Source organism: Methylobacterium sp. Leaf399 (genome assembly GCF_001424525.1).
Classification (GTDB): Bacteria; Pseudomonadota; Alphaproteobacteria; order Rhizobiales; family Beijerinckiaceae; genus Methylobacterium.
In genome coordinates, this window is the sequence record NZ_LMQK01000031.1 from 198,186 (window position 1) to 215,650 (window position 17,465).

Here is a 17,465-nt window from a genome sequence, read left to right on the forward strand (position 1 = left end):
GGTCCGACCGAACACCGCCGGCCCCGCCCGACAACGCGTCAGGTGCGATCGGGCTGCGGGGCAGGCCGCCGCCGCGTGTCAGCGCTTGGCGGGGGCCGGCTCGATGCCCGGCACGACCTTGGGCTTGCGGGCTTCCGCGATGCCCTCGGCCTTGTCCTCGTCGGTATCGCCGCCGCGCTCGATGGTGGTTTCCGGGTCGGCGGCGAGCTTGGCGACGATCTTCATCAGCGCCTCGCATTCGGCGGCGTACTTGTAGGTGTCCAGCACGATGGCCGCGTCGCGCAGGGTGCGCAGGTCGCGCACGGTCTGCTTGTTGGCGGCTTCGCGCAATTCGCTCTTGTCGGCGATCGCCTCCTCGAGCTTGGCGCTCTTCACGTCGCAGGCCGCCGCCGGGTGGGCGTAGGCGAACAGGAGGGCGATGGCGATCAGCAGCGTGCGGGCATAGACGGGTCGCATGGGGATCTCCAAAGGTGGCGCTCGAAACGGGCGCGCCAGGCGTCGGCGCGCGACCCGGGGGCGCGGTTCGCTGGGAAACGGATGCCGGGGTCGCAAGGCTCCCGGCACGCCGTCGTGGGAAAGATGAGAGTGGTCGTCTAGCACGCCGCCCGTTCAGAAGAGATGGGGGCCGCGCAGGAGGCCGTTGGCCACCGCCACGAGCTGGCTCGGCCGGTACGGCTTGGGCACGAACACCGAGGCGGCCACGGCATCGGCCTGGGACAGGCTCGCCCGTCCGCCGGAGGTGTAGATGACCGGGAGCCCTGGGCGCTGACGCCGGGCCCGGCGGGCCAGGACGATGCCGTTCGTGTTGCGGGCCAGATCGATATCGGTGAAGAGCAGATCGACGCTCTCCCGCTCGAGGATGGTCTGCGCCTCGTCGGCATCCTCCGCCGTGAGCACGCGATAGCCTTCGTCCAGGAGGGCCTCGGCGGCGAGCTCGCACACCATGGCCTCATCCTCGACCACGAGAACCGTTTCGTTGATGCCGACCGGCCGGATGGCCGGCCAGGGCAGGGCAGCACAGGCGAAAGGGACCATGACGCAACTCCAACGCACCCGGCTGAGGACGAGACCCCCGAGACCGGATCGCTGGACCAACGGCTCCGTTCGCCCCGACGTTCACCCCGGTTCGGTCAAATTGCGCGGGTTTGGTGAGCAAAGGCTTAACCCTGCGGGCATGGCGGGCAGGGCGTCCGCTTGACCCGCCCGTGGCACCTCGGCTTCGGCCTCGTGATGACCGCGCTCGCGGGCTACGTCGACGCGCTGGGCTTCATTCGGCTGGGCGGGCTCTACACCTCGTTCATGAGCGGCAACACCACGCAGTTCGCGGTCCACCTCGGGCACGGAGAGCCCGGCGGCGCCCTGCTTCCGGCCCTGCTCATCGCCGCCTTCCTCCTCGGCGGGATCTGCGGCGGCGGGTTCTCCGCCCTGCTGCCCCCGCGCTGGGGGACGCCGGCGATCCTCGCCTTCGAGACGGTGGTGGTCGCCGCCGCCTTTTCCGCCGCGGTGACCACGCCCACCGATCACGTCGCCTCGCTCCTCCTCGCCCTGGCGATGGGCGCGCAGAACGCCGTGCTCGCCCATGTGCAGGGGTTCCGGGCGGGAACCACCTTCGTCACCGGCGCCCTGTTCGGCTTCGGCCAGAAGCTCGCCCTCGCCCTGGCCGGCCGCGGGCCGCGCTTCGCCTGGATGGGCGACGGCTTCGTCTGGCTGTCCCTGCTGGTGGGTTCGCTGACGGGCACCATCGCCTATGCCGAGCTGTCGTTGTATGCGCTGGCGATCCCCGCCGGACTCGCCGGATGCCTCGCCGTGATGGCGACGGTGCTGACGATGCTCCACGAACCCGGCCCTGCCCAACGCTGGCCAAGGACGCCCGACGCATGAGCCTGAGCGAACCCTCCCTCGCCGACCACGTGGCGCCGCTGAAGGCCGGCGCGCACGTCACCGTCGCGGCCTGGATGAAGGACACCCTCGCCCTGGCGCTGGGGGACGGCCGCGTCGTGCTCGTCGCCGAGGGCGTCGAGCGGGAGGTGGAGGCCCATCCCGGCGGCGGCATCCTCGTGGGGGCCGGCGACGGGCGGCGCCTCGTCACGGGCGGCGACGACGGGCGCGTCGTCGAGATCCGCGCCGACGGCGCCACGTCCGAACTCGGTGCCGGCGCGAAGGGCGCCTGGATCGACGCCCTGGCGCTCCATCCCGACGGTGCCGTGGCCTATGCCGCCGGCCGCGCCGTCGTCGCCCGCGACGTCAAGGGCCGGGAGAAGGCGTTCACCGCTCCCACCACCGCCCGCGGGCTCGCCTTCGCACCCAAGGGCTACCGCCTCGCGATCTCGCACTACAACGGCGCCACCCTCTGGTACCCGAACCTCTCCGCCGAGCCGGAGGCCGTGGCCTGGAAGGGCTCGCACATCGACGTCACCTGGTCGCCGGACGGACGCTTCGTCGTCACGACGATGCAGGAGAACGCCCTGCACGGCTGGCGCCTGCAGCCGGACAAGGGCCACATGCGGATGTCGGGCTATCCGGGCAAGGTCCGCTCCACGAGCTGGTCGGGGGACGGCGACTGGCTCGCCACCAGCGGCGCCGAGGCGGCCATCGTGTGGCCGTTCGATTCGAAGGAAGGCCCCACCGGCAAGGCGCCGCGCGAATGCGGCGTGCGCCCGGCGCGGGTCTCCCGCGTCGCCTTCCACCCGAAGGCCCTGGTGCTGGCCATCGGCTACGAGGACGGCTGCATCCTGCTCGTGCGCTTCGTCGACGCCTCGGAACTGCTGGTGCGCCCGGCCGTGAAGGGCAGCGGCATCTCCGCGCTCGCCTGGGACGCCAGGGGAGGGCGCCTCGCCTTCGGCTGCACCGACGGCCAGGCCGGCCTCCTGACCGTTCCGGGCTGAGCGCGATGGCCCTGTTCGGTCTCGGCCGCTCCGCCCGCCCGCCCGCCAACGACGGCCCCCGCCGCCGGGTCGAGGCCTGGGTCCGTCCCGCCGCGGGGCTGGACGAGGCGGATGTCGTCAAGGTCAACGAGATCCTGTGTCCCGACCCCGCCTGCCCGGGCTTCGAGACCGTGATCCTGATCATGCGGCCGGGCGAGCGCACCCGGGCGCTCAAGGTGCCGAAACCCATCGCGGCGGTGACGCAGGCCGACGTGGCCGACGCCCTGACCGGCTGACCGGCGCTCGACGCGGAACCCCGGCCAGGGTCCCGCCCTTGTCCAGACGTCGCCGTGAGGAAACCGCCGTGTTCCGTGTCCTACGTACCCTCGGCCTCGCCCTCGGCCTGTTCGGTGGCGCCGTCGCCGCCCAGGGGCCGGAATTCGCCCAGCAGTACACCCAGCGCCTCGGCGGGACCGTGGACGAGCTGCGCCGGATGGTCTCCACCTTCGAGAAGGATGCCGCCGACACCGGCAACAGCCGCGACGGCGCCGTCGAGCGGCTGCGCAAGAACCAGGATGCGCTGGTGGCCAGGCGCGGCGAGGCCGCCCGCTACGACATCGAGCGCCTGGCCGACCTGGACGCGCAGCAGCAGGCCCTGGCCCGGGCCGGCGGCCCCCTCGGCCGGCTGGCGACCCTCGTTCGCTCGCCCGACCTGCCGCTGGTCCGCGCCACCTACCAGGATTACCAGCCGGCCGTGCCGACCACCGCCGACGGCCTGATTGCCGGCTGCCTCGGCTTTCTCGCCACCTGGGCCGGCTGGCGGCTGCTCAGCGACCTCGTCCGGCGCCTGACCCCGCGGCGGCGCCCGGCGGCCACCCCCGCCTGACGGATCGGTTTTGCGAGCCGGGACGCGCCTTCGCCGTTGCGGGGAAGGCACAGGTGTTGCGGTCGATCTACAGCCGGCCCGTCCGCGATGCCTTACGACTGCGCCGGTAGCGCGCGGGCTCCCTCGTGGCGCCGGCTCACGGCTGACCTCTCGCACATGGCGCGCGCACCGACCTCCTCGTCCATCGATCCGGCCCTCGACGCGGCCGCCCTTCTGCGGCGCGTCGGTTTCTTCGGGCTGTTCGTCGTGGTGCCGATCGCGGCCCAGGTGGCGCGGCGCGCGGCCGTCATCCTGGTCCCGATCTGCATCGTCCTGCTGATCCTGGCGAGCGCCATCGACGGCAAGAACCGCCCGGTCCGGCCCGTGGCGACGGCGCTCCTGCGTTCGCCCGCCTTCCACGCCGGTCTGCTCGTGCTGGGCTGGGCCGCCCTCTCGCTGGTCTGGACCCCGTTCCTCGACCCGGCCACGGAGCGGCTCCTCAACCTCGTCGCGACGATCCTCCTGACCCTCGTCGGCTACCTCGCGCTGCCGGACCGGATGCGCTCGGCCAACCTCTACCTCCTGCCGGTGGGCGTGACCGCCGCCGCGATCCTGTCGATCGGGATCGGCCTGTTCGGCGACAGCGTGATGCGCAGCAGCGCCGACGACGACGGCGCCCTGAACCGCGGCTTGATCCTCCTCGCCCTCCTCGTCTGGCCGGCGATGGCGTGGCTGCGCTCGCGCGGACGCGATATCGAGGCGCTGGTCACCCTCGTGCTGGTGGCCTGCGCCCTCGTGGCGGTGCCCAATGTGACGCAATGGACGGCGCTCGCCGTCGGTGCCGTCGTCTTCGCTCTCGCCAGCGTTCGCATGAGCCTCACGACGCGCCTGGTGGCCGTCCTCGGCGCCGGCCTCCTCGTGGCGGCCCCGCTGCTGCCCTTCGTGGCGCGGCCCCTCGGGATCGCCGTGGCGGGGCCGGTGGCGCCCGCCGTTCTCAGCATCAAGGCCTGGCAGAAGGTGGTCACCACCGAGCCCATCCGTCTCATCACCGGCCACGGGCTCGAGAGCGCCCGCCGCGGCCGCGTCGTCGGGCTCGTGCCCGCCAACGCGCCGACCACGGTGCTGTTCGAGCTCTGGTACGAACTCGGGCTCGTCGGCGCCCTGGCCGCCGCCTTCGCCCTCCACGGCGCCATCCGGCGCAGCGAGCGGGTGGCGGCGGTGCTGGTCCCCGGTGCGCTGGCCGCCTTCGCGGCCGCCTTCGCCGTCGCCTGCATCGGCGTCGGCCTCACCGTGATGTGGTGGATCACCACCCTCTCGGTGGTGGTGCTGGTGTTCATCGCGGTCGAGCGCGGCCAGTTCCGCACGCGCCGGCCCAAGGTCGGGCTCCTGCGCAACGCCCAGGCCGCCAACGACGCCTGAACGCTTGGACTCTCAGGTTTGGCCCCTCAGGACCCGGCGACCGGCAGGACCCGTTCGCTCAGGAAGCCGGCGAGATCGTTGGTGATGTGGTCGATGTGCGTTTCCTGCACCGCCTCCTGCTCGAAGGCTTCGCGGAACGGGTCGAGGGTGCGGGGCACCACCAGCACGGTCGCCATGCCGATCTCGTGGGGCACGACGAGGTTGCGGGCGATGTCCTCGAACAGGGCCGAGCGGCGCGGATCGACGCCGTGGCGTGCGAGGAAGCGCTCGTAGGTCGACCGCTCGGGCTTCGGGATGAAGTCGGCGGCCGCGATGTCGAACACGTCCTCGAAGTGATCGAGGATGCCGAGCTTGCGCGCCACGTCCTCGGCGTGCCGCCGCGAGCCGTTGGTGAGGATGAGCTTGCGCCCCGGCAGCCGCTCGATCGCATCGCCCAGCGCCGGGTCGAGGCTGATGGTCGAATGGTCGATGTCGTGGGCGAAATCGAGGAAGTCGTGCGGGTCGATCGCGTCCTCGATCATCAACGCCTTCAGCGTCGTGCCGTAGCGATGGTAGAAATACTTCTGCAGCGCGCGGGCGGAGAGGCCGTCGAGGCCGTAGAGGCGCATGACGTAGAGCGTGATGCGCTCGTCGACCTGTGGCCAGACCATCGCGTCGCTCGGATAGAGCGTGTTGTCGAGATCGAACACCCAGGTGTCGACATCGGAGAATCCGCGGGACGCGGCGGCGGTGAAATGGCTCTCGCCTGGAAGAAACAAGGTGGTTCGCGGGGTTCGCGGGATGACGGCCGGCTTCGGGCACCGACGATAGCGTGACTGTTGGTAGTGACCAAATCGGTCATGCGCAATGCATCGCGCTCCGGCTCGCCGCTCGGGGCGGGAGCCGGTGCGCGTGCGGTCAGCTGCGTCGGATCAGGGTGCCGGCACCGTAGTCGGTGAAGAGTTCGAGCAGCACCGCGTGTCCGACCTTGCCGTCGAGGATGACCACGGCCTCGACCCCCTGCTCGATGGCGTAGATGCAGGTCTCGATCTTGGGGATCATGCCGCCGGTGATCGTCCCGTCCGCCACCAGCCGCCGGCAATCCTCCACCGAGAGCTCCGGGATCAGCTTGCCCTCCTTGTCGAGGACGCCGGGCACGTCGGTGAGCAGCAGGAGGCGCTTGGCCCGCAGCGATCCGGCGATGGCGCCCGCGAAGGTGTCGGCGTTGACGTTGTAGGTCTGGCCGTCCGCCCCGAACGCGACCGGGGCCAGCACCGGGATCAGCTCGGCCTTGAGCACCGCGTCGAGGACGCCGCGTTCGACGTGCTCGGGCTCTCCGACGAGGCCGAGGTCCACCGATTGCTCGGTCCGGCTGTCGGGGTCGATGATGGTGCGCATCGCCTTCCTGGCGCGCACCATGTTGCCGTCCTTGCCGCACAGGCCGATGGCCCGGCCGCCCTCGGCCGAGATCCAGCCGACGATCTGTTTGTTGATCGAGCCGGCCAGCACCATCTCGACCACCTCCACGGTGGCCTCGTCGGTGACGCGCAAGCCGCCCTTGAACTCGGACTGGATGCCCAGGCGACCGAGCATGCGGCCGATCTGCGGGCCGCCGCCGTGCACCACGATCGGCTTCAGGCCTGACTGCTCGAGGAGCACGATGTCCTCGGCGAAATCCTCCGCCGCCGCGGCATCGCCCATGGCGTGGCCACCGTACTTGATGACCACGATCTCCTGGTCGTAGCGCTGCATGTGCGGCAGCGCCTGCACCAGGACTTCCGCCCGGACGTGGACGTTCGGCAGGGGTTCTTTCATCGCGGCGACTCGGGGTCTGCGTGACGGCGGGAGGGGGTCTAGCGCAGCGCACGCGCCCTGCGAACCCGTCCGACCCCGAAAACTGTACCGGTAACCGACGATTAACCGTGCGGGCACACTCTCAGGTCGTGTCTGACAGGATCACGAGCCGATGCTGAACCCCGATCTCACCCACGCTCGCCCGGTTCTCACGGCGACCTCGGTCCTGGCCACCGCGCTCGGCGACATCGCCGGCCTCGCCCAGACCAAGGCCGACGTCTGGCGTCTGCTCACGGAACGCTACGTCGTCGATCTCGACGCCGTCGCGGCCCTGCTGCCCCGCGACCTGCCCGAGCCGGTCTGGCTCTCGCCGCGCGGCTGACCGAGAGGGACGCCCGCGCGGGCGTCCCCATCGCCGGCACCCTGCAACCTGTGCATGGGCCGCCTGCCACCACTAAGAACGGCCAGCACCAAGAAGGGCCACCGCCAAGAACGACCACCGCCAAGATCGACCCTGGCACACGCCATGCAGGATGCGGATTCGACCGGAACGTACGGTCGGCCGACAAGAAGCAGGGTCACCACGAGGGGAACGACCGAGGCAACGATCACGCGGCCGCTCGGACGCCAGAGCAAAACCCGCGGACCTTATTCGCCACTTTCGAAAAAGGGGTCCGTCATGCCTGAACTGTTATCCGTTGCCCTCGTCTGTGCCGGTACGCTGCTGGCCCGCGACTGCTCCCGCGACACCGCCCTCGACGTCATCGTCTCGCCGGTCCGCACGCCGATCGAATGCCTGATGCAGGGCCAGACGGTGGCCGCCTCCACGGGCATGACGGGCGGCGAATCGCGCTACCTCAAGATCACCTGCGAGCGCCGGCACTCGGATCTGCGCCACCTGCGCCGAGCCGGCTATGCCGCGGCCATCGTCCTGGTGCATCGCGACGGCATCTGATCGACTTCGGCGATCCGGGCCGTCACGCGGTCAGGCGTCGGCGAGGACGACATCGTCGCCGGCGGCGATGCGTCCACCCGCCAGGACCTCGGCATAGACCCCGCAATCGGTGTGCCCGAGGTTCCGGTCGAGGGTGCGCGGGATCGTGAGGTCTCGGATACCGGTGGCCGGATCGACGTTGGTCGCGGCGCATCGCTCCGTCCGCTTGATCACCCGCAGGACCACGCCGTCCGGACCGTTCAAGACACGGCCGACGAGGTCGAGTTCTGCCCACGGCGCGAGACCGGTCAGGTGCAGGTTGGCGCGGAAGCGCAGCGGATCGACCGGCACTCCGGTCATGTCCTCCAGGGCCGCCACGCTCGCCAGGTTGAGCAGCGAGACGTAGCCGCGCGGGGAGTCGGTGAAACGGAACCCCTCGGGCGCCGCCAGCAGGCGCGGCTCGCCCCGCAGGGCGTCGGGCAGGTAGCCCGCCATGAAGGCCTCGACGGCCCGGCGCCCCTCCGGGGCGGCGAGGTCCGCCTCCACGGCGACGCGCCCCTCCTGGGCGATGGTGAGGACGCCGGTGGCCGGCTCGTACCGGGTCGCCAGGCGCGCCAGGGCCTCGTGGCGCATCAGCATCAGGAACTTGATCTTGGGCTCGTGGGCCGGGCGTCCGGGATCGAAGCCCGACGGCCCGTTCTCGATGGCGAACAGGCGGTCATGGGGAAAGTACCCGTCCCGCTCCAGGACGGCCTCGTGCAGCAGCTCCGGGCTCAAGCCCTTGACGGGATAGCGATACAGGCCGGCGATCGTGACGGTTTTGGACGTCGATGGGGTCATGGCGCGCACCTGATGGGGTCGGTGAGAAGGGCTGGCTGCTGTTGCACCATCGGTAGCAAGATCCGTGGCGATCCCCGCGGCCGTCGCTACGCCGGTTCGGCGGGCGTGCCCAGCGGTTTCGCGAGCCGACATCCGGCGCGATCCCGCCGCGCCTTTCCGTGCGGTCTCCTCTTGTGATGCGAATTTGCAACACCACATCCGGTGCACCGGCGGCCGATGGGGTGCCGGGGTCCCTCGCGGCGAAAAGCCGGAGGACGGGGTCGTGACGGGGCCGCGCTGCCGAGGCGGGCGAGCCTGACGTCCTTCATGACGGGGAACGATGGCATGAATGCCGAGATGTACACCGAACGCGCCCGCGGCTTCCTGCAGGCGGCGCAGACCATCGCCTTGCGCGAGGGCCACCCGCAGTTCCAGCCGGGCCACCTGCTCAAGGCGCTCCTCGACGATCCCGAGGGCCTGTGCGCGGGCCTGATCGACCGGGCCGGCGGCCAGTCCCGCGTCGCCCTGATGCAGACCGAGCAATGGCTCGCCAAGCAGCCGCAGGTGTCCGGCAACGCGTCCCAGCCGCAGGCGACGCGCGAGCTGATGCGCTTGTTCGACACCGCCGAGAAGGCGGCCCAGAAGGCCGGCGATTCCTATGTGACGGTGGAGCGCCTGCTCCTCGCCATCGCCGTCGAGAAGGACACCGAGGCCGGCCGCGCCCTGGCCGCCGCCGGCGTCACCGCCAATTCGCTCAACGCCGCCATCAACGCCCTGCGCAAGGGCCGCACCGCCGACAACGCCACCGCCGAGAACGCCTACGACGCGCTCAAGAAGTATGCCCGGGACCTCACGGAAGCGGCGCGCGAGGGCAAGCTCGACCCGGTGATCGGCCGCGACGAGGAGATCCGCCGCACCATCCAGGTGCTGTCGCGGCGCACCAAGAACAACCCGGTGCTCATCGGCGAGCCGGGCGTCGGCAAGACCGCGATCATCGAGGGGCTGGCGCTGCGCATCGTCAACGGCGACGTGCCCGAATCGCTCAAGGAGAAGAGCCTGCTCGCCCTCGACATGGGGTCGCTCATCGCCGGCGCGAAGTATCGCGGCGAGTTCGAGGAGCGTCTGAAGGCGGTCCTGGCCGAAGTCACCGCGGCGGCCGGCGGCATCATCCTGTTCATCGACGAGATGCACACCCTCGTGGGGGCCGGAAAGGCCGACGGGGCGATGGACGCCTCGAACCTGCTCAAGCCGGCGCTGGCGCGCGGCGAACTGCACTGCGTCGGCGCCACCACGCTGGACGAGTACCGCAAGCACGTCGAGAAGGACGCGGCCCTGGCGCGGCGTTTCCAGCCGGTGTTCGTCTCCGAGCCCACCGTCGAGGACACCGTCTCGATCCTGCGCGGCATCAAGGAGAAGTACGAGCAGCACCACGGCGTGCGCATCCAGGATGCGGCGCTGGTGGCGGCCGCGACCCTGTCGAACCGCTACATCACCGACCGCTTCCTGCCCGACAAGGCCATCGACCTGATGGACGAGGCCGGATCGCGCCTGCGCATGCAGGTGGATTCCAAGCCCGAGGAACTCGACAACGTCGACCGCGAGATCGTGCGCCGCAAGATCGAGGGCGAGGCGCTGAAGAAGGAGACGGATTCGGCCTCCCGCGACCGGCTCGCGCGGCTGGAGCGCGAACTCGCCGACCTCGAGGAGCAATCCTCCTCCATCACCGCCCGCTGGAAGGCGGAGAAGGACAAGCTCGGTGCCGCCGCCGACCTAAAGAAGCGCCTCGACGAGGCCCGCACCGAACTCGCCAGCGCCCAGCGCCAGGGCCAGTACCAGCGTGCGGGCGAGCTCGCCTACGGCGCGATTCCCGGGCTGGAGAAGCAGCTCGCCGAGATCGAGGCCAAGGCGGAGGCCGGCGCCGGCCGCGACGGCATGGTCGAGGAGGCGGTGACGCCGGCCCACATCGCGGGCGTCGTCTCGCGCTGGACCGGCGTGCCCGTCGACAAGATGCTGGAGGGCGAGCGCGAGAAGCTGCTGGCCATGGAAGAGGCCTTGGCCAAGCGCGTGGTCGGCCAGCGCGAGGCGGTGGAGGCGGTCTCCACGGCCGTGCGCCGGGCGCGCGCCGGCCTTCAGGACCCCAACCGGCCGACCGGCTCGTTCATGTTCCTCGGCCCGACCGGCGTCGGCAAGACCGAGCTGACCAAGGCGCTGGCCGGCTTCCTGTTCGACGACGAGACGGCGCTCCTGCGCATCGACATGTCGGAGTACATGGAGAAGCACTCGGTCGCCCGGCTCATCGGCGCGCCTCCCGGCTACGTCGGCTACGAGGAGGGCGGGGCGCTGACGGAGGCGGTGCGCCGCCGGCCCTACCAGGTCGTGCTGTTCGACGAGATCGAGAAGGCGCATCCGGACGTGTTCAACGTCCTGCTGCAGGTGCTCGACGACGGCCGGCTCACGGACGGGCAGGGGCGGACGGTGGACTTCCGCAACACGCTCCTCATCATGACCTCGAATCTCGGGGCCGAATACCTCGTGAACCAGGCGGAGAACGAGGAGACGGAGGGCGTGCGCGAAGAGGTGATGGGGATGGTGCGCCGGCATTTCCGGCCGGAGTTCCTGAACCGGATCGACGAGATCATCCTGTTCCACCGCCTGCGCCGGTCGGAGATGGGGGCGATCGTCGAGATCCAGCTCGGCCGGCTGCAGACCCTGCTGGAGGATCGCAAGATCACCCTCACGGTGGCCCCGGACGCCCGCGACTGGCTCGCCGACAAGGGCTACGACGCCGCCTACGGCGCGCGGCCTCTGAAGCGCGTGATCCAGAAGGCGATCCAGGACCCGCTGGCGCAGCTGATCCTCGAAGGGGTCGTCCACGACGGCGAGGCCCTGACGATCGATCTCGGGCCGCTCGGCCTGATGATCGGCGACCGGGCCATCGGCGAGAAGAGGCGACCGGCCTCCGCGACGCTCAACTGAGGCTCGCTGGACCAAAAAGAGGCCGCCGACCCTGCACCGGGGTCGGCGGCCTTCTTTGTCCTGCGATCCATGTCCTGCGATCCATGACGATTGCGGCCGTTTGACGGGACCGATTCGCCAGCATGGGTTGAGCCCGCCCCTCGTTTTTGCGACACCGGCGCGTCGTCGGCAGCGCGTGACCGGCACGACACGAGGGGCCACCCATGCCATCGCCAGACCCGAAGCGGACCGCCGCAGGTGCGGCCACCGACGGTGCCCTCGCCCAACTCGGCATCCGATTCACCGCCTGGGCCGAGCGCTGGTTCCCCGATGCCTTCGTCTTCGTGGCGATCGCGGTGGTGATCGTCGCGCTCGGAGCGGTGGCCAACGGCGCCCCGCCCATGGCGATCGCCAAGAGCTTCGGCGACGGCTTCTGGAGCCTGATCCCCTTCACCATGCAGATGGCCTTCGTGACCATCGGCGGCTACGTCGTGGCCACCGCGCCCCCGGTGCAGAGATTGATCGACCGCCTCGCCCGCGTGCCCAACAGCGGTACCGCCGCCGTAGGCTTCGTGGCGGCCGCGACCATGCTGTCGTCGTTCCTGAGCTGGGGCCTGAGCCTGATCTTCGGCGGCCTGCTGGCCCGGGCGCTGGCCCGGCGCACCGAACTGCGGATGGACTACCGCGCCGCCGGGGCGGCGGCCTACCTCGGCCTCGGGGCGACCTGGGCCATGGGCCTCAGTTCGTCGGCCGCGCAGCTCCAGGCCAACCCGGCCAGCCTGCCGAAGTCCCTGCTGCCGATCACCGGCGTGATTCCCTTCAGCGAGACCATCTTCTTGTGGCAGTCGATGCTGGTGGCCGCGATCCTGTTCGTGATCTCGGTGGTGATCGCCATCGCCTCGGCGCCGGGCCGTGACACCGCCGTGACCGCGCAGGACCTGGGAATCGACGTCGCCCGCGAGGAAGAGACGATAGAGGCCCCCTCCCAGCCCGGCGAACGACTGGAGCATTGGCCGATCCTCAACATCCTGCTCGTGATCCTGGCGGCGGGCTGGATCTGGCAGGAGTTCGCGCGCCAATCCTGGATCACCGCGATCTCGAACCTGAACACCTACAACCTGATCTTCATCACCCTCGGCCTGCTGCTGCACTGGCGGCCGATCCGCTTCCTGCGTGCGGTCGCCAAATCGGTCCCGGCCACCGCCGGCATCCTGATCCAGTTCCCGCTCTACGCCGCCATCAGCGCCATGCTGACCGGGGCCAAGAACGCCGCCGGCACCTCGGTGTCGGACGTGATCACGCATGCCTTCGTGAGCCTGAACACCACCGGCAGCTTCCCGATCTCCATGGGCGTCTACTCGGCGGTGCTCGGCTTCTTCGTGCCGTCGGGCGGCGGCAAGTGGCTCTTGGAAGCGCCCTACGTGATGCAGGCGGCCAACGAGCTTCAGGTGCACCTCGGCTGGGCGGTGATGGTCTACAACGCGGCCGAAGCCCTGCCCAACCTCATCAACCCGTTCTGGATGCTGCCGCTTCTCGGCATCCTCGGCCTCAAGGCCCGCGATATCGTCGGCTTCAGCTTCCTGCAGCTCCTCGTCCACCTGCCGGTGGTGCTGTTCCTGCTCTGGGCGCTGGCCTTCACGCTGACCTATCACCCGCCGGTGATGCCGTAGCCCCCGATCGCCGCATCGAACCCCGTCAGCCACGCCGAAAGGTCACCGGACATGGTCTCCAGAATGCTGCTCGCGGGCGTCATGCTCCTGACCGGAGCGGGGGGCGTCATGGCTGAGGATCGCCTGCCCGAGATTCTGGCCGATCGACAGACGGAGGCGCAGAGGAAGGCGTCCGACGCCTTCCTGAGCGCGCGAAAGGTGCCGGTCTTCGGCCCGTTCGTACCGCTGCTGCGCAGCCCGGAGCTGATGACCAACGCCAGCAACATGGGCCTGCACCTGCGCTATCGCAGCGTCCTCCCGTTGCGCCTGAGCGAAATGGTGATCCTCATCACGGCGCGGGAGTGGACCCAGCAACTCGAATGGCACATTCACCAGCCGATTGCCCTCAAGGCCGGTCTCGACCCCGCCATCGTCACCGCGATCCAGGAAGGGCGCCGGCCCGACGCCATGGGCGAGGAGGAAGCGCTTACCTATGCCTTCTCGACGGAACTGCACCACAACAAGGCGGTGAGCGACGCTACCTACAAGCGCGTGGTCGCCGCGTTCGGGGAGCAGGGCGCGATCGAGATGGCCGGCATCAACGGCTATTACACCTTGCTCGCCATGACGATGAACACGGCGCAGACGGCCCTGCCGGACGGCGCGAGTCCGCAACTGCCACCGCTGATCAAGTAGAATGGCGGCCCGGGCAGTGTCCTCAGGGTCTTCCCGCCCGGGGGCCGGCGGGGACGAAAGCCGCCACGGCGGCGAGTCCCCAGCCGGCCATCAGGACGAGACCACCCGTCGGCGCCGCCATCGCAAACAGCGGGGTCCCGTAGAGCGCACGCAGGGCGAGATCGCCACAGAACAGCGCGAGCCCGAGCACGACGGCGACGGCCGCCGAGCGTGTGACGAGCCGATGGGTGGCCCCGCTCTGGCTCAGCGCCACGAGCCCGATCACGACGGGCGCATGGAACAGCAGGAACTGCGCCGCCGTCTTGAGGGATTCCGCGCCACCCGAATGGGCCGCCGCCGCGCTGGCGACGACCCCGAGCAGCCCCGCCAGCGCGCCGAGTGCCAGCAGAATGCGGTCCGGCAGCGCGAGCCTCATGCGCCGCGCTCCGCGAGCAGGCGGGCCACGCTGGCGCGCAGCTCCGGCACGCCGCTGTCGTCGCGGCTCGAGGTGATCAGGATCTCGGGGTAGGCGGCCGGGCGCTTCGACAGCGCCTCTTGCACGCCCGCGATCCGTGCCGCGATCTCGGATTTCCTAAGGGCGTCGCCCTTGGTCAGGACGATCTGGTAGCTCACCGCGGCCTTGTCGAGGCCGTCGAGGACGTCGGTGTCGATGCTCTTCAGCCCGTGGCGCGAATCGATCAGCATGAAGACGCGGGCGAGGTTGGCCCGGCCCTTGAGGTAGTCGTGGATCAGGTCGGTCCAGGCCTCGACCTTGGCCTTCTCGACCTTGGCGTAGCCGTAGCCGGGCATGTCGACGAGGGTGAGCCGTCCGCCGATGTCGAAGAAGTTGAGCTGCTGGGTGCGGCCGGGCGTGTGCGAGGTCCGCGCCAGGGTGTTGCGGCCTGTCAGCGCGTTGACGAGGCTCGACTTGCCGACGTTCGATCGCCCGGCGAAGGCGATCTCGACGCCCTTCATCGGCGGCAGCGCCGCGACGGTCGGCGCCGAGGACAGGAAGTCGGCCACGCCTGCGAACAGCAGGCGGCCCGACTCCAGGAGGGCCGCATCGTCGTTCTCTTGGGACATGGTGCGGCTCCGGCAGGTGGATGGATGAGGCTCGCCCCCTCCATCGACCGGAAAGGTCAGCTCTTGACGGTCGGGACCTTGTCGGCGGGCTTCTTCTTCACCATCCCGCTCAAGTTGTCCCACAGCTCCACCTTCACCCCGTTCTGGCGCATGATGACGTACTGCTGGATCACCGAGAGGGTGTTGTTCCAGGCCCAGTAAATCACCAGGCCGGCGGGGAACGAGCCGAGCATGAAGGTGAACACGATCGGCATGAAGGTAAAGATCTGCGCCTGCACCGGGTCCGGCGGCGCGGGGTTCATCTTCATCTGGATGAACATCGTGATGCCCATGATGATGGGCCAGATGCCAAGGTGGACGAAGTCCGGTGCCGCGTAGGGCAGCAGGCCGAACAGGTTGAGAAGGCTCGTCGGATCGGGCGCGGCCAGGTCCTGGATCCAGCCGAAGAACGGCGCGTGCCGCATCTCGATGGTGATGAACAAGACCTTGTAGAGCGCGAAGAACACCGGGATCTGGATCAGCACCGGCCAGCAGCCGGCAACCGGGTTGATCTTCTCCTTCTTGTACAGCTCCATCATCGCCTGTTGCTGCTTCATCTTGTCGTCGCCGTAGCGCTCGCGGATGGAGAGCATCTCGGGCTGCACGGCCTTCATCTTGGCCATGGACTTGTAGGACTTGTTGGCGATGGGCAGGAACAGGATCTTGAGCAGGAGGGTCACGACCAGGATCGAGACGCCGAAATTGCCGAACAGGTGGAAGAAGAAGTCCAGAGCCCGGAACATCGGCTTGGTGATGAAGTGGAACCAGCCCCAGTCGATCATCAGATCGAACTGCTTGATGCCGAGATCCTTCTCGTAGGTGGTGATCGCGTTGACTTCCTTGGCGCCGGCGAACAGGCGCTGGGTCGCGCCCAGAGACGCGCCCGGTGCGATGGTGCGGCCGTCGCCGCGCACGCTGGCCTGGTAGACCTTGGTGGCCCCGTCGGTGCGCTCGGTGAAGGCGCCGGTGTAGGCCTCGGCCTGGTCGGGGATGGCGGCGGCGGCCCAATACTTGTCGGTGATGCCGACGAAGCCGCCCGTCACGTTGGCCCAGGCCTTACCCTTGGTGCCGCCGTTGCCGTAGGGCGGCTCCTTGGCGACGTGGTCGTAGGTGTATTCCTGCAGTCCTTCGCCGCCGAGCACGCCGATCATGCCTTCGTGCAGGACGTAGAACCCCTGCGTCTGCGGCTTTCCCCAACGGGAGACGAGGCTGTAGGGGTAGAGCGTGACCGGGTTGGCGCTCTTGTTCTCGACCTCGTCGCGCACCGTGAACATGAACTTGTCGTCGACGGTCAGGACCCGCTTGAAGACGAGGCCGGCGCCGTTGTCGAAGGTCAGGGTCAGGGGCGTGCCAGGCGACAGCACGGTGCCGTCGGCGGTCCAGACGGTCTCGCCGGTGGGCAGAGGACCGGCATTCTGGCCGACCCAGCCGAACTCGGCGAAATAGGGGTTGGCGCTGCCGGTGGGCGACAGCAGCACGATGCGCGGGCTCTTGTCGTCGACGGTCTCGTGGTAGCCCTTGAGCAGGACGTCGTCGATGCGGCCGCCCTTGAGCGACACCGAGCCGGACAGGGCCGGCGTCTCGATGCGCACGCGCGGCGAGCGCGCCAGGGCGGCCTCGCGCGATTCGACCGTCTGCGTCGGGCTGCCGAGGGTGCCGGGGATCGGCGAAGAGGGCTGGCCCTCCTTGGGACTCGGAGTCGGGACACCGTCGACGCCAGCCTGTCCGGTCGCGGCCTGACCCTGGGCCGCCTTCTCGAGCAGCGCCGCCTGACGCTGCTGCTCCACTCGCGGCGCGGCGATGAAGTAGTTCCAACCGAGCAGGACCGCCAGCGACAGGGCGATCGCGACGATCATGTTCGTCTTGTCATTACCCATCGGTCGATCCGTCACACAGGTTGGCGGGAGGGGAGGGCGGCAGCGGCGAGGAATCGACCGGCTTTGCCGAAAGATCGGAGGGGGCGGTGCCCGTGGGCCGGCCGCGCGATCGGGATCCGCTCCGGGAAGGGCGGGCCGAGCCGGTATCGGGCTGGATTGCGGACCGCGGTTTCGTCACGGCGCCTACAGCGCGGCGCAGTTCGTCGACGAGGACACCGAAGGGGGCGTGCAGGCTCGGACGGCGGGCCACGAGGACCACGTCGGCGGCAACGTCCGGCAGGTCGCGCGCAGCCTGCTCCACCACGCTGCGCAGGCGTCGTTTGATGCGATTGCGCTCGGTGGCGTGTCCGACCCGCTTGGTGACGGTGAAGCCGATCCTCAGACCGGCGGGATCGGGGTTGGGTCGCAGGATCCCCTGTGCCGTCATGCGGTCGGTATGAAACCTGCGCCCGCCGGCAGCGGAGAGAAAATCGGAGCGCTTCTTCAGGCGTTCGATCGTCGACACGGTTCGCT

Annotated in this window: 19 protein-coding genes; 10 read left to right on the forward strand and 9 right to left on the reverse strand. The window is 69.7% G+C overall.

What is annotated here, in order from left to right; translation table 11 throughout:
- Positions 1-78: 78 nt before the first annotated feature.
- Together ASG40_RS15970 and ASG40_RS15975 are read right to left on the reverse strand one after the other, a co-directional pair.
- Positions 79-456: a hypothetical protein gene (locus tag ASG40_RS15970; RefSeq protein WP_055888113.1), complete on the reverse strand. Its 378-nt coding sequence runs from the start codon at positions 454-456 to the stop codon at positions 79-81.
- A 153-nt stretch (positions 457-609) separates the two neighbouring features.
- Complete coding sequence (locus tag ASG40_RS15975; protein ID WP_055887962.1) at positions 610-1,035, reverse strand: response regulator; 426 nt, start codon at positions 1,033-1,035, stop codon at positions 610-612.
- Positions 1,036-1,194: 159 nt separating this feature from the next.
- Here ASG40_RS15975 and ASG40_RS15980 point away from each other — a divergent pair, with 159 nt between their 5' ends.
- From ASG40_RS15980 to ASG40_RS16000, 5 genes are all read left to right on the forward strand, one after another.
- Positions 1,195-1,881, forward strand: a complete 687-nt coding sequence (locus tag ASG40_RS15980) for a YoaK family protein (protein WP_055887965.1) — start codon at positions 1,195-1,197, stop codon at positions 1,879-1,881.
- Positions 1,878-2,885: a WD40 repeat domain-containing protein gene (locus tag ASG40_RS15985; protein WP_055887968.1), complete on the forward strand. Its 1,008-nt coding sequence runs from the start codon at positions 1,878-1,880 to the stop codon at positions 2,883-2,885. The genes ASG40_RS15980 and ASG40_RS15985 overlap by 4 nt, the downstream gene beginning before the upstream one ends.
- A gap of 5 nt (positions 2,886-2,890) precedes the next feature.
- Positions 2,891-3,160, forward strand: a complete 270-nt coding sequence (locus ASG40_RS15990; protein WP_055887970.1) for a hypothetical protein — start codon at positions 2,891-2,893, stop codon at positions 3,158-3,160.
- Between the two features lie 68 nt (positions 3,161-3,228).
- The gene (locus ASG40_RS15995) at positions 3,229-3,750 is read left to right on the forward strand and encodes a DUF2937 family protein (protein ID WP_055887975.1); all 522 of its coding nucleotides are present in this window, start codon (positions 3,229-3,231) and stop codon (positions 3,748-3,750) included.
- Positions 3,751-3,906: 156 nt separating this feature from the next.
- Positions 3,907-5,148, forward strand: a complete 1,242-nt coding sequence (locus ASG40_RS16000; RefSeq protein ID WP_055887978.1) for a hypothetical protein — start codon at positions 3,907-3,909, stop codon at positions 5,146-5,148.
- 26 nt (positions 5,149-5,174) lie between these two features.
- On the opposite strand, the gene ASG40_RS16005 is transcribed toward ASG40_RS16000, so the two are convergent.
- Positions 5,175-5,906: a pyrimidine 5'-nucleotidase gene (locus tag ASG40_RS16005; protein WP_055887980.1), complete on the reverse strand. Its 732-nt coding sequence runs from the start codon at positions 5,904-5,906 to the stop codon at positions 5,175-5,177.
- A gap of 139 nt (positions 5,907-6,045) precedes the next feature.
- Positions 6,046-6,942: an acetylglutamate kinase gene (argB, locus tag ASG40_RS16010; RefSeq protein WP_055887982.1), complete on the reverse strand. Its 897-nt coding sequence runs from the start codon at positions 6,940-6,942 to the stop codon at positions 6,046-6,048.
- A gap of 151 nt (positions 6,943-7,093) precedes the next feature.
- On the opposite strand from argB, the gene ASG40_RS16015 reads away from it, so the two are divergent.
- The gene (locus ASG40_RS16015) at positions 7,094-7,303 is read left to right on the forward strand and encodes a hypothetical protein (protein ID WP_055887985.1); all 210 of its coding nucleotides are present in this window, start codon (positions 7,094-7,096) and stop codon (positions 7,301-7,303) included.
- Between the two features lie 297 nt (positions 7,304-7,600).
- Entirely contained in the window at positions 7,601-7,876 is a 276-nt protein-coding gene (locus ASG40_RS16020; RefSeq protein WP_055887987.1) for a hypothetical protein, read from the forward strand.
- A gap of 30 nt (positions 7,877-7,906) precedes the next feature.
- On the opposite strand, the gene ASG40_RS16025 is transcribed toward ASG40_RS16020, so the two are convergent.
- Entirely contained in the window at positions 7,907-8,695 is a 789-nt protein-coding gene (locus ASG40_RS16025) for an MOSC domain-containing protein (RefSeq protein WP_055887990.1), read from the reverse strand.
- A gap of 324 nt (positions 8,696-9,019) precedes the next feature.
- Between ASG40_RS16025 and clpB the strand changes: the two genes are divergently transcribed.
- The 3 genes from clpB to ASG40_RS16040 all read left to right on the forward strand — a co-directional run bounded on the left by clpB (position 9,020) and on the right by ASG40_RS16040 (position 13,974).
- On the forward strand, positions 9,020-11,650 hold the full coding sequence (clpB, locus tag ASG40_RS16030) for an ATP-dependent chaperone ClpB (protein WP_055887992.1): 2,631 nt from the start codon (positions 9,020-9,022) through the stop codon (positions 11,648-11,650).
- 203 nt (positions 11,651-11,853) lie between these two features.
- The gene (locus ASG40_RS16035) at positions 11,854-13,299 is read left to right on the forward strand and encodes a short-chain fatty acid transporter (RefSeq protein WP_055887995.1); all 1,446 of its coding nucleotides are present in this window, start codon (positions 11,854-11,856) and stop codon (positions 13,297-13,299) included.
- Between the two features lie 63 nt (positions 13,300-13,362).
- Entirely contained in the window at positions 13,363-13,974 is a 612-nt protein-coding gene (locus tag ASG40_RS16040; RefSeq protein WP_055887997.1) for a carboxymuconolactone decarboxylase family protein, read from the forward strand.
- A 22-nt stretch (positions 13,975-13,996) separates the two neighbouring features.
- Here ASG40_RS16040 and ASG40_RS16045 read toward each other — a convergent pair whose 3' ends face one another.
- The 4 genes from ASG40_RS16045 to rnpA are packed head-to-tail and all read right to left on the reverse strand — an operon-like array spanning position 13,997 to position 17,457.
- Positions 13,997-14,389, reverse strand: coding sequence for a DUF423 domain-containing protein (locus ASG40_RS16045; protein WP_055887999.1), 393 nt, complete (start codon positions 14,387-14,389; stop codon positions 13,997-13,999).
- The gene (gene yihA, locus ASG40_RS16050) at positions 14,386-15,036 is read right to left on the reverse strand and encodes a ribosome biogenesis GTP-binding protein YihA/YsxC (RefSeq protein ID WP_055888002.1); all 651 of its coding nucleotides are present in this window, start codon (positions 15,034-15,036) and stop codon (positions 14,386-14,388) included. The genes ASG40_RS16045 and yihA overlap by 4 nt, the downstream gene beginning before the upstream one ends.
- A 56-nt stretch (positions 15,037-15,092) precedes the next feature.
- Entirely contained in the window at positions 15,093-16,952 is a 1,860-nt protein-coding gene (gene yidC, locus ASG40_RS16055; RefSeq protein ID WP_055888005.1) for a membrane protein insertase YidC, read from the reverse strand.
- Positions 16,945-17,457: a ribonuclease P protein component gene (gene rnpA / locus ASG40_RS16060; protein WP_055888115.1), complete on the reverse strand. Its 513-nt coding sequence runs from the start codon at positions 17,455-17,457 to the stop codon at positions 16,945-16,947. The genes yidC and rnpA overlap by 8 nt, the downstream gene beginning before the upstream one ends.
- Between the last annotated feature and the right edge of the window lie 8 nt (positions 17,458-17,465).

Excerpts from the sequence above, each read along its gene's own strand:
- ASG40_RS15970 (WP_055888113.1), bottom strand. The coding sequence starts at position 456 with ATGCGACCCGTCTATGCCCGCACGCTGCTGATCGCCATCGCCCTCCTG.
- ASG40_RS15975 (WP_055887962.1), bottom strand. The coding sequence starts at position 1,035 with ATGGTCCCTTTCGCCTGTGCTGCCCTGCCCTGGCCGGCCATCCGGCCG.
- ASG40_RS15985 (WP_055887968.1), top strand. The coding sequence starts at position 1,878 with ATGAGCCTGAGCGAACCCTCCCTCGCCGACCACGTGGCGCCGCTGAAG.
- ASG40_RS15990 (WP_055887970.1), top strand. The coding sequence starts at position 2,891 with ATGGCCCTGTTCGGTCTCGGCCGCTCCGCCCGCCCGCCCGCCAACGAC.
- ASG40_RS16000 (WP_055887978.1), top strand. The coding sequence starts at position 3,907 with ATGGCGCGCGCACCGACCTCCTCGTCCATCGATCCGGCCCTCGACGCG.
- argB (WP_055887982.1), bottom strand. The coding sequence starts at position 6,942 with ATGAAAGAACCCCTGCCGAACGTCCACGTCCGGGCGGAAGTCCTGGTG.
- ASG40_RS16015 (WP_055887985.1), top strand. The coding sequence starts at position 7,094 with ATGCTGAACCCCGATCTCACCCACGCTCGCCCGGTTCTCACGGCGACC.
- ASG40_RS16020 (WP_055887987.1), top strand. The coding sequence starts at position 7,601 with ATGCCTGAACTGTTATCCGTTGCCCTCGTCTGTGCCGGTACGCTGCTG.
- ASG40_RS16025 (WP_055887990.1), bottom strand. The coding sequence starts at position 8,695 with ATGACCCCATCGACGTCCAAAACCGTCACGATCGCCGGCCTGTATCGC.
- clpB (WP_055887992.1), top strand. The coding sequence starts at position 9,020 with ATGAATGCCGAGATGTACACCGAACGCGCCCGCGGCTTCCTGCAGGCG.
- ASG40_RS16035 (WP_055887995.1), top strand. The coding sequence starts at position 11,854 with ATGCCATCGCCAGACCCGAAGCGGACCGCCGCAGGTGCGGCCACCGAC.
- ASG40_RS16040 (WP_055887997.1), top strand. The coding sequence starts at position 13,363 with ATGCTGCTCGCGGGCGTCATGCTCCTGACCGGAGCGGGGGGCGTCATG.
- ASG40_RS16045 (WP_055887999.1), bottom strand. The coding sequence starts at position 14,389 with ATGAGGCTCGCGCTGCCGGACCGCATTCTGCTGGCACTCGGCGCGCTG.
- yihA (WP_055888002.1), bottom strand. The coding sequence starts at position 15,036 with ATGTCCCAAGAGAACGACGATGCGGCCCTCCTGGAGTCGGGCCGCCTG.
- yidC (WP_055888005.1), bottom strand. The coding sequence starts at position 16,952 with ATGGGTAATGACAAGACGAACATGATCGTCGCGATCGCCCTGTCGCTG.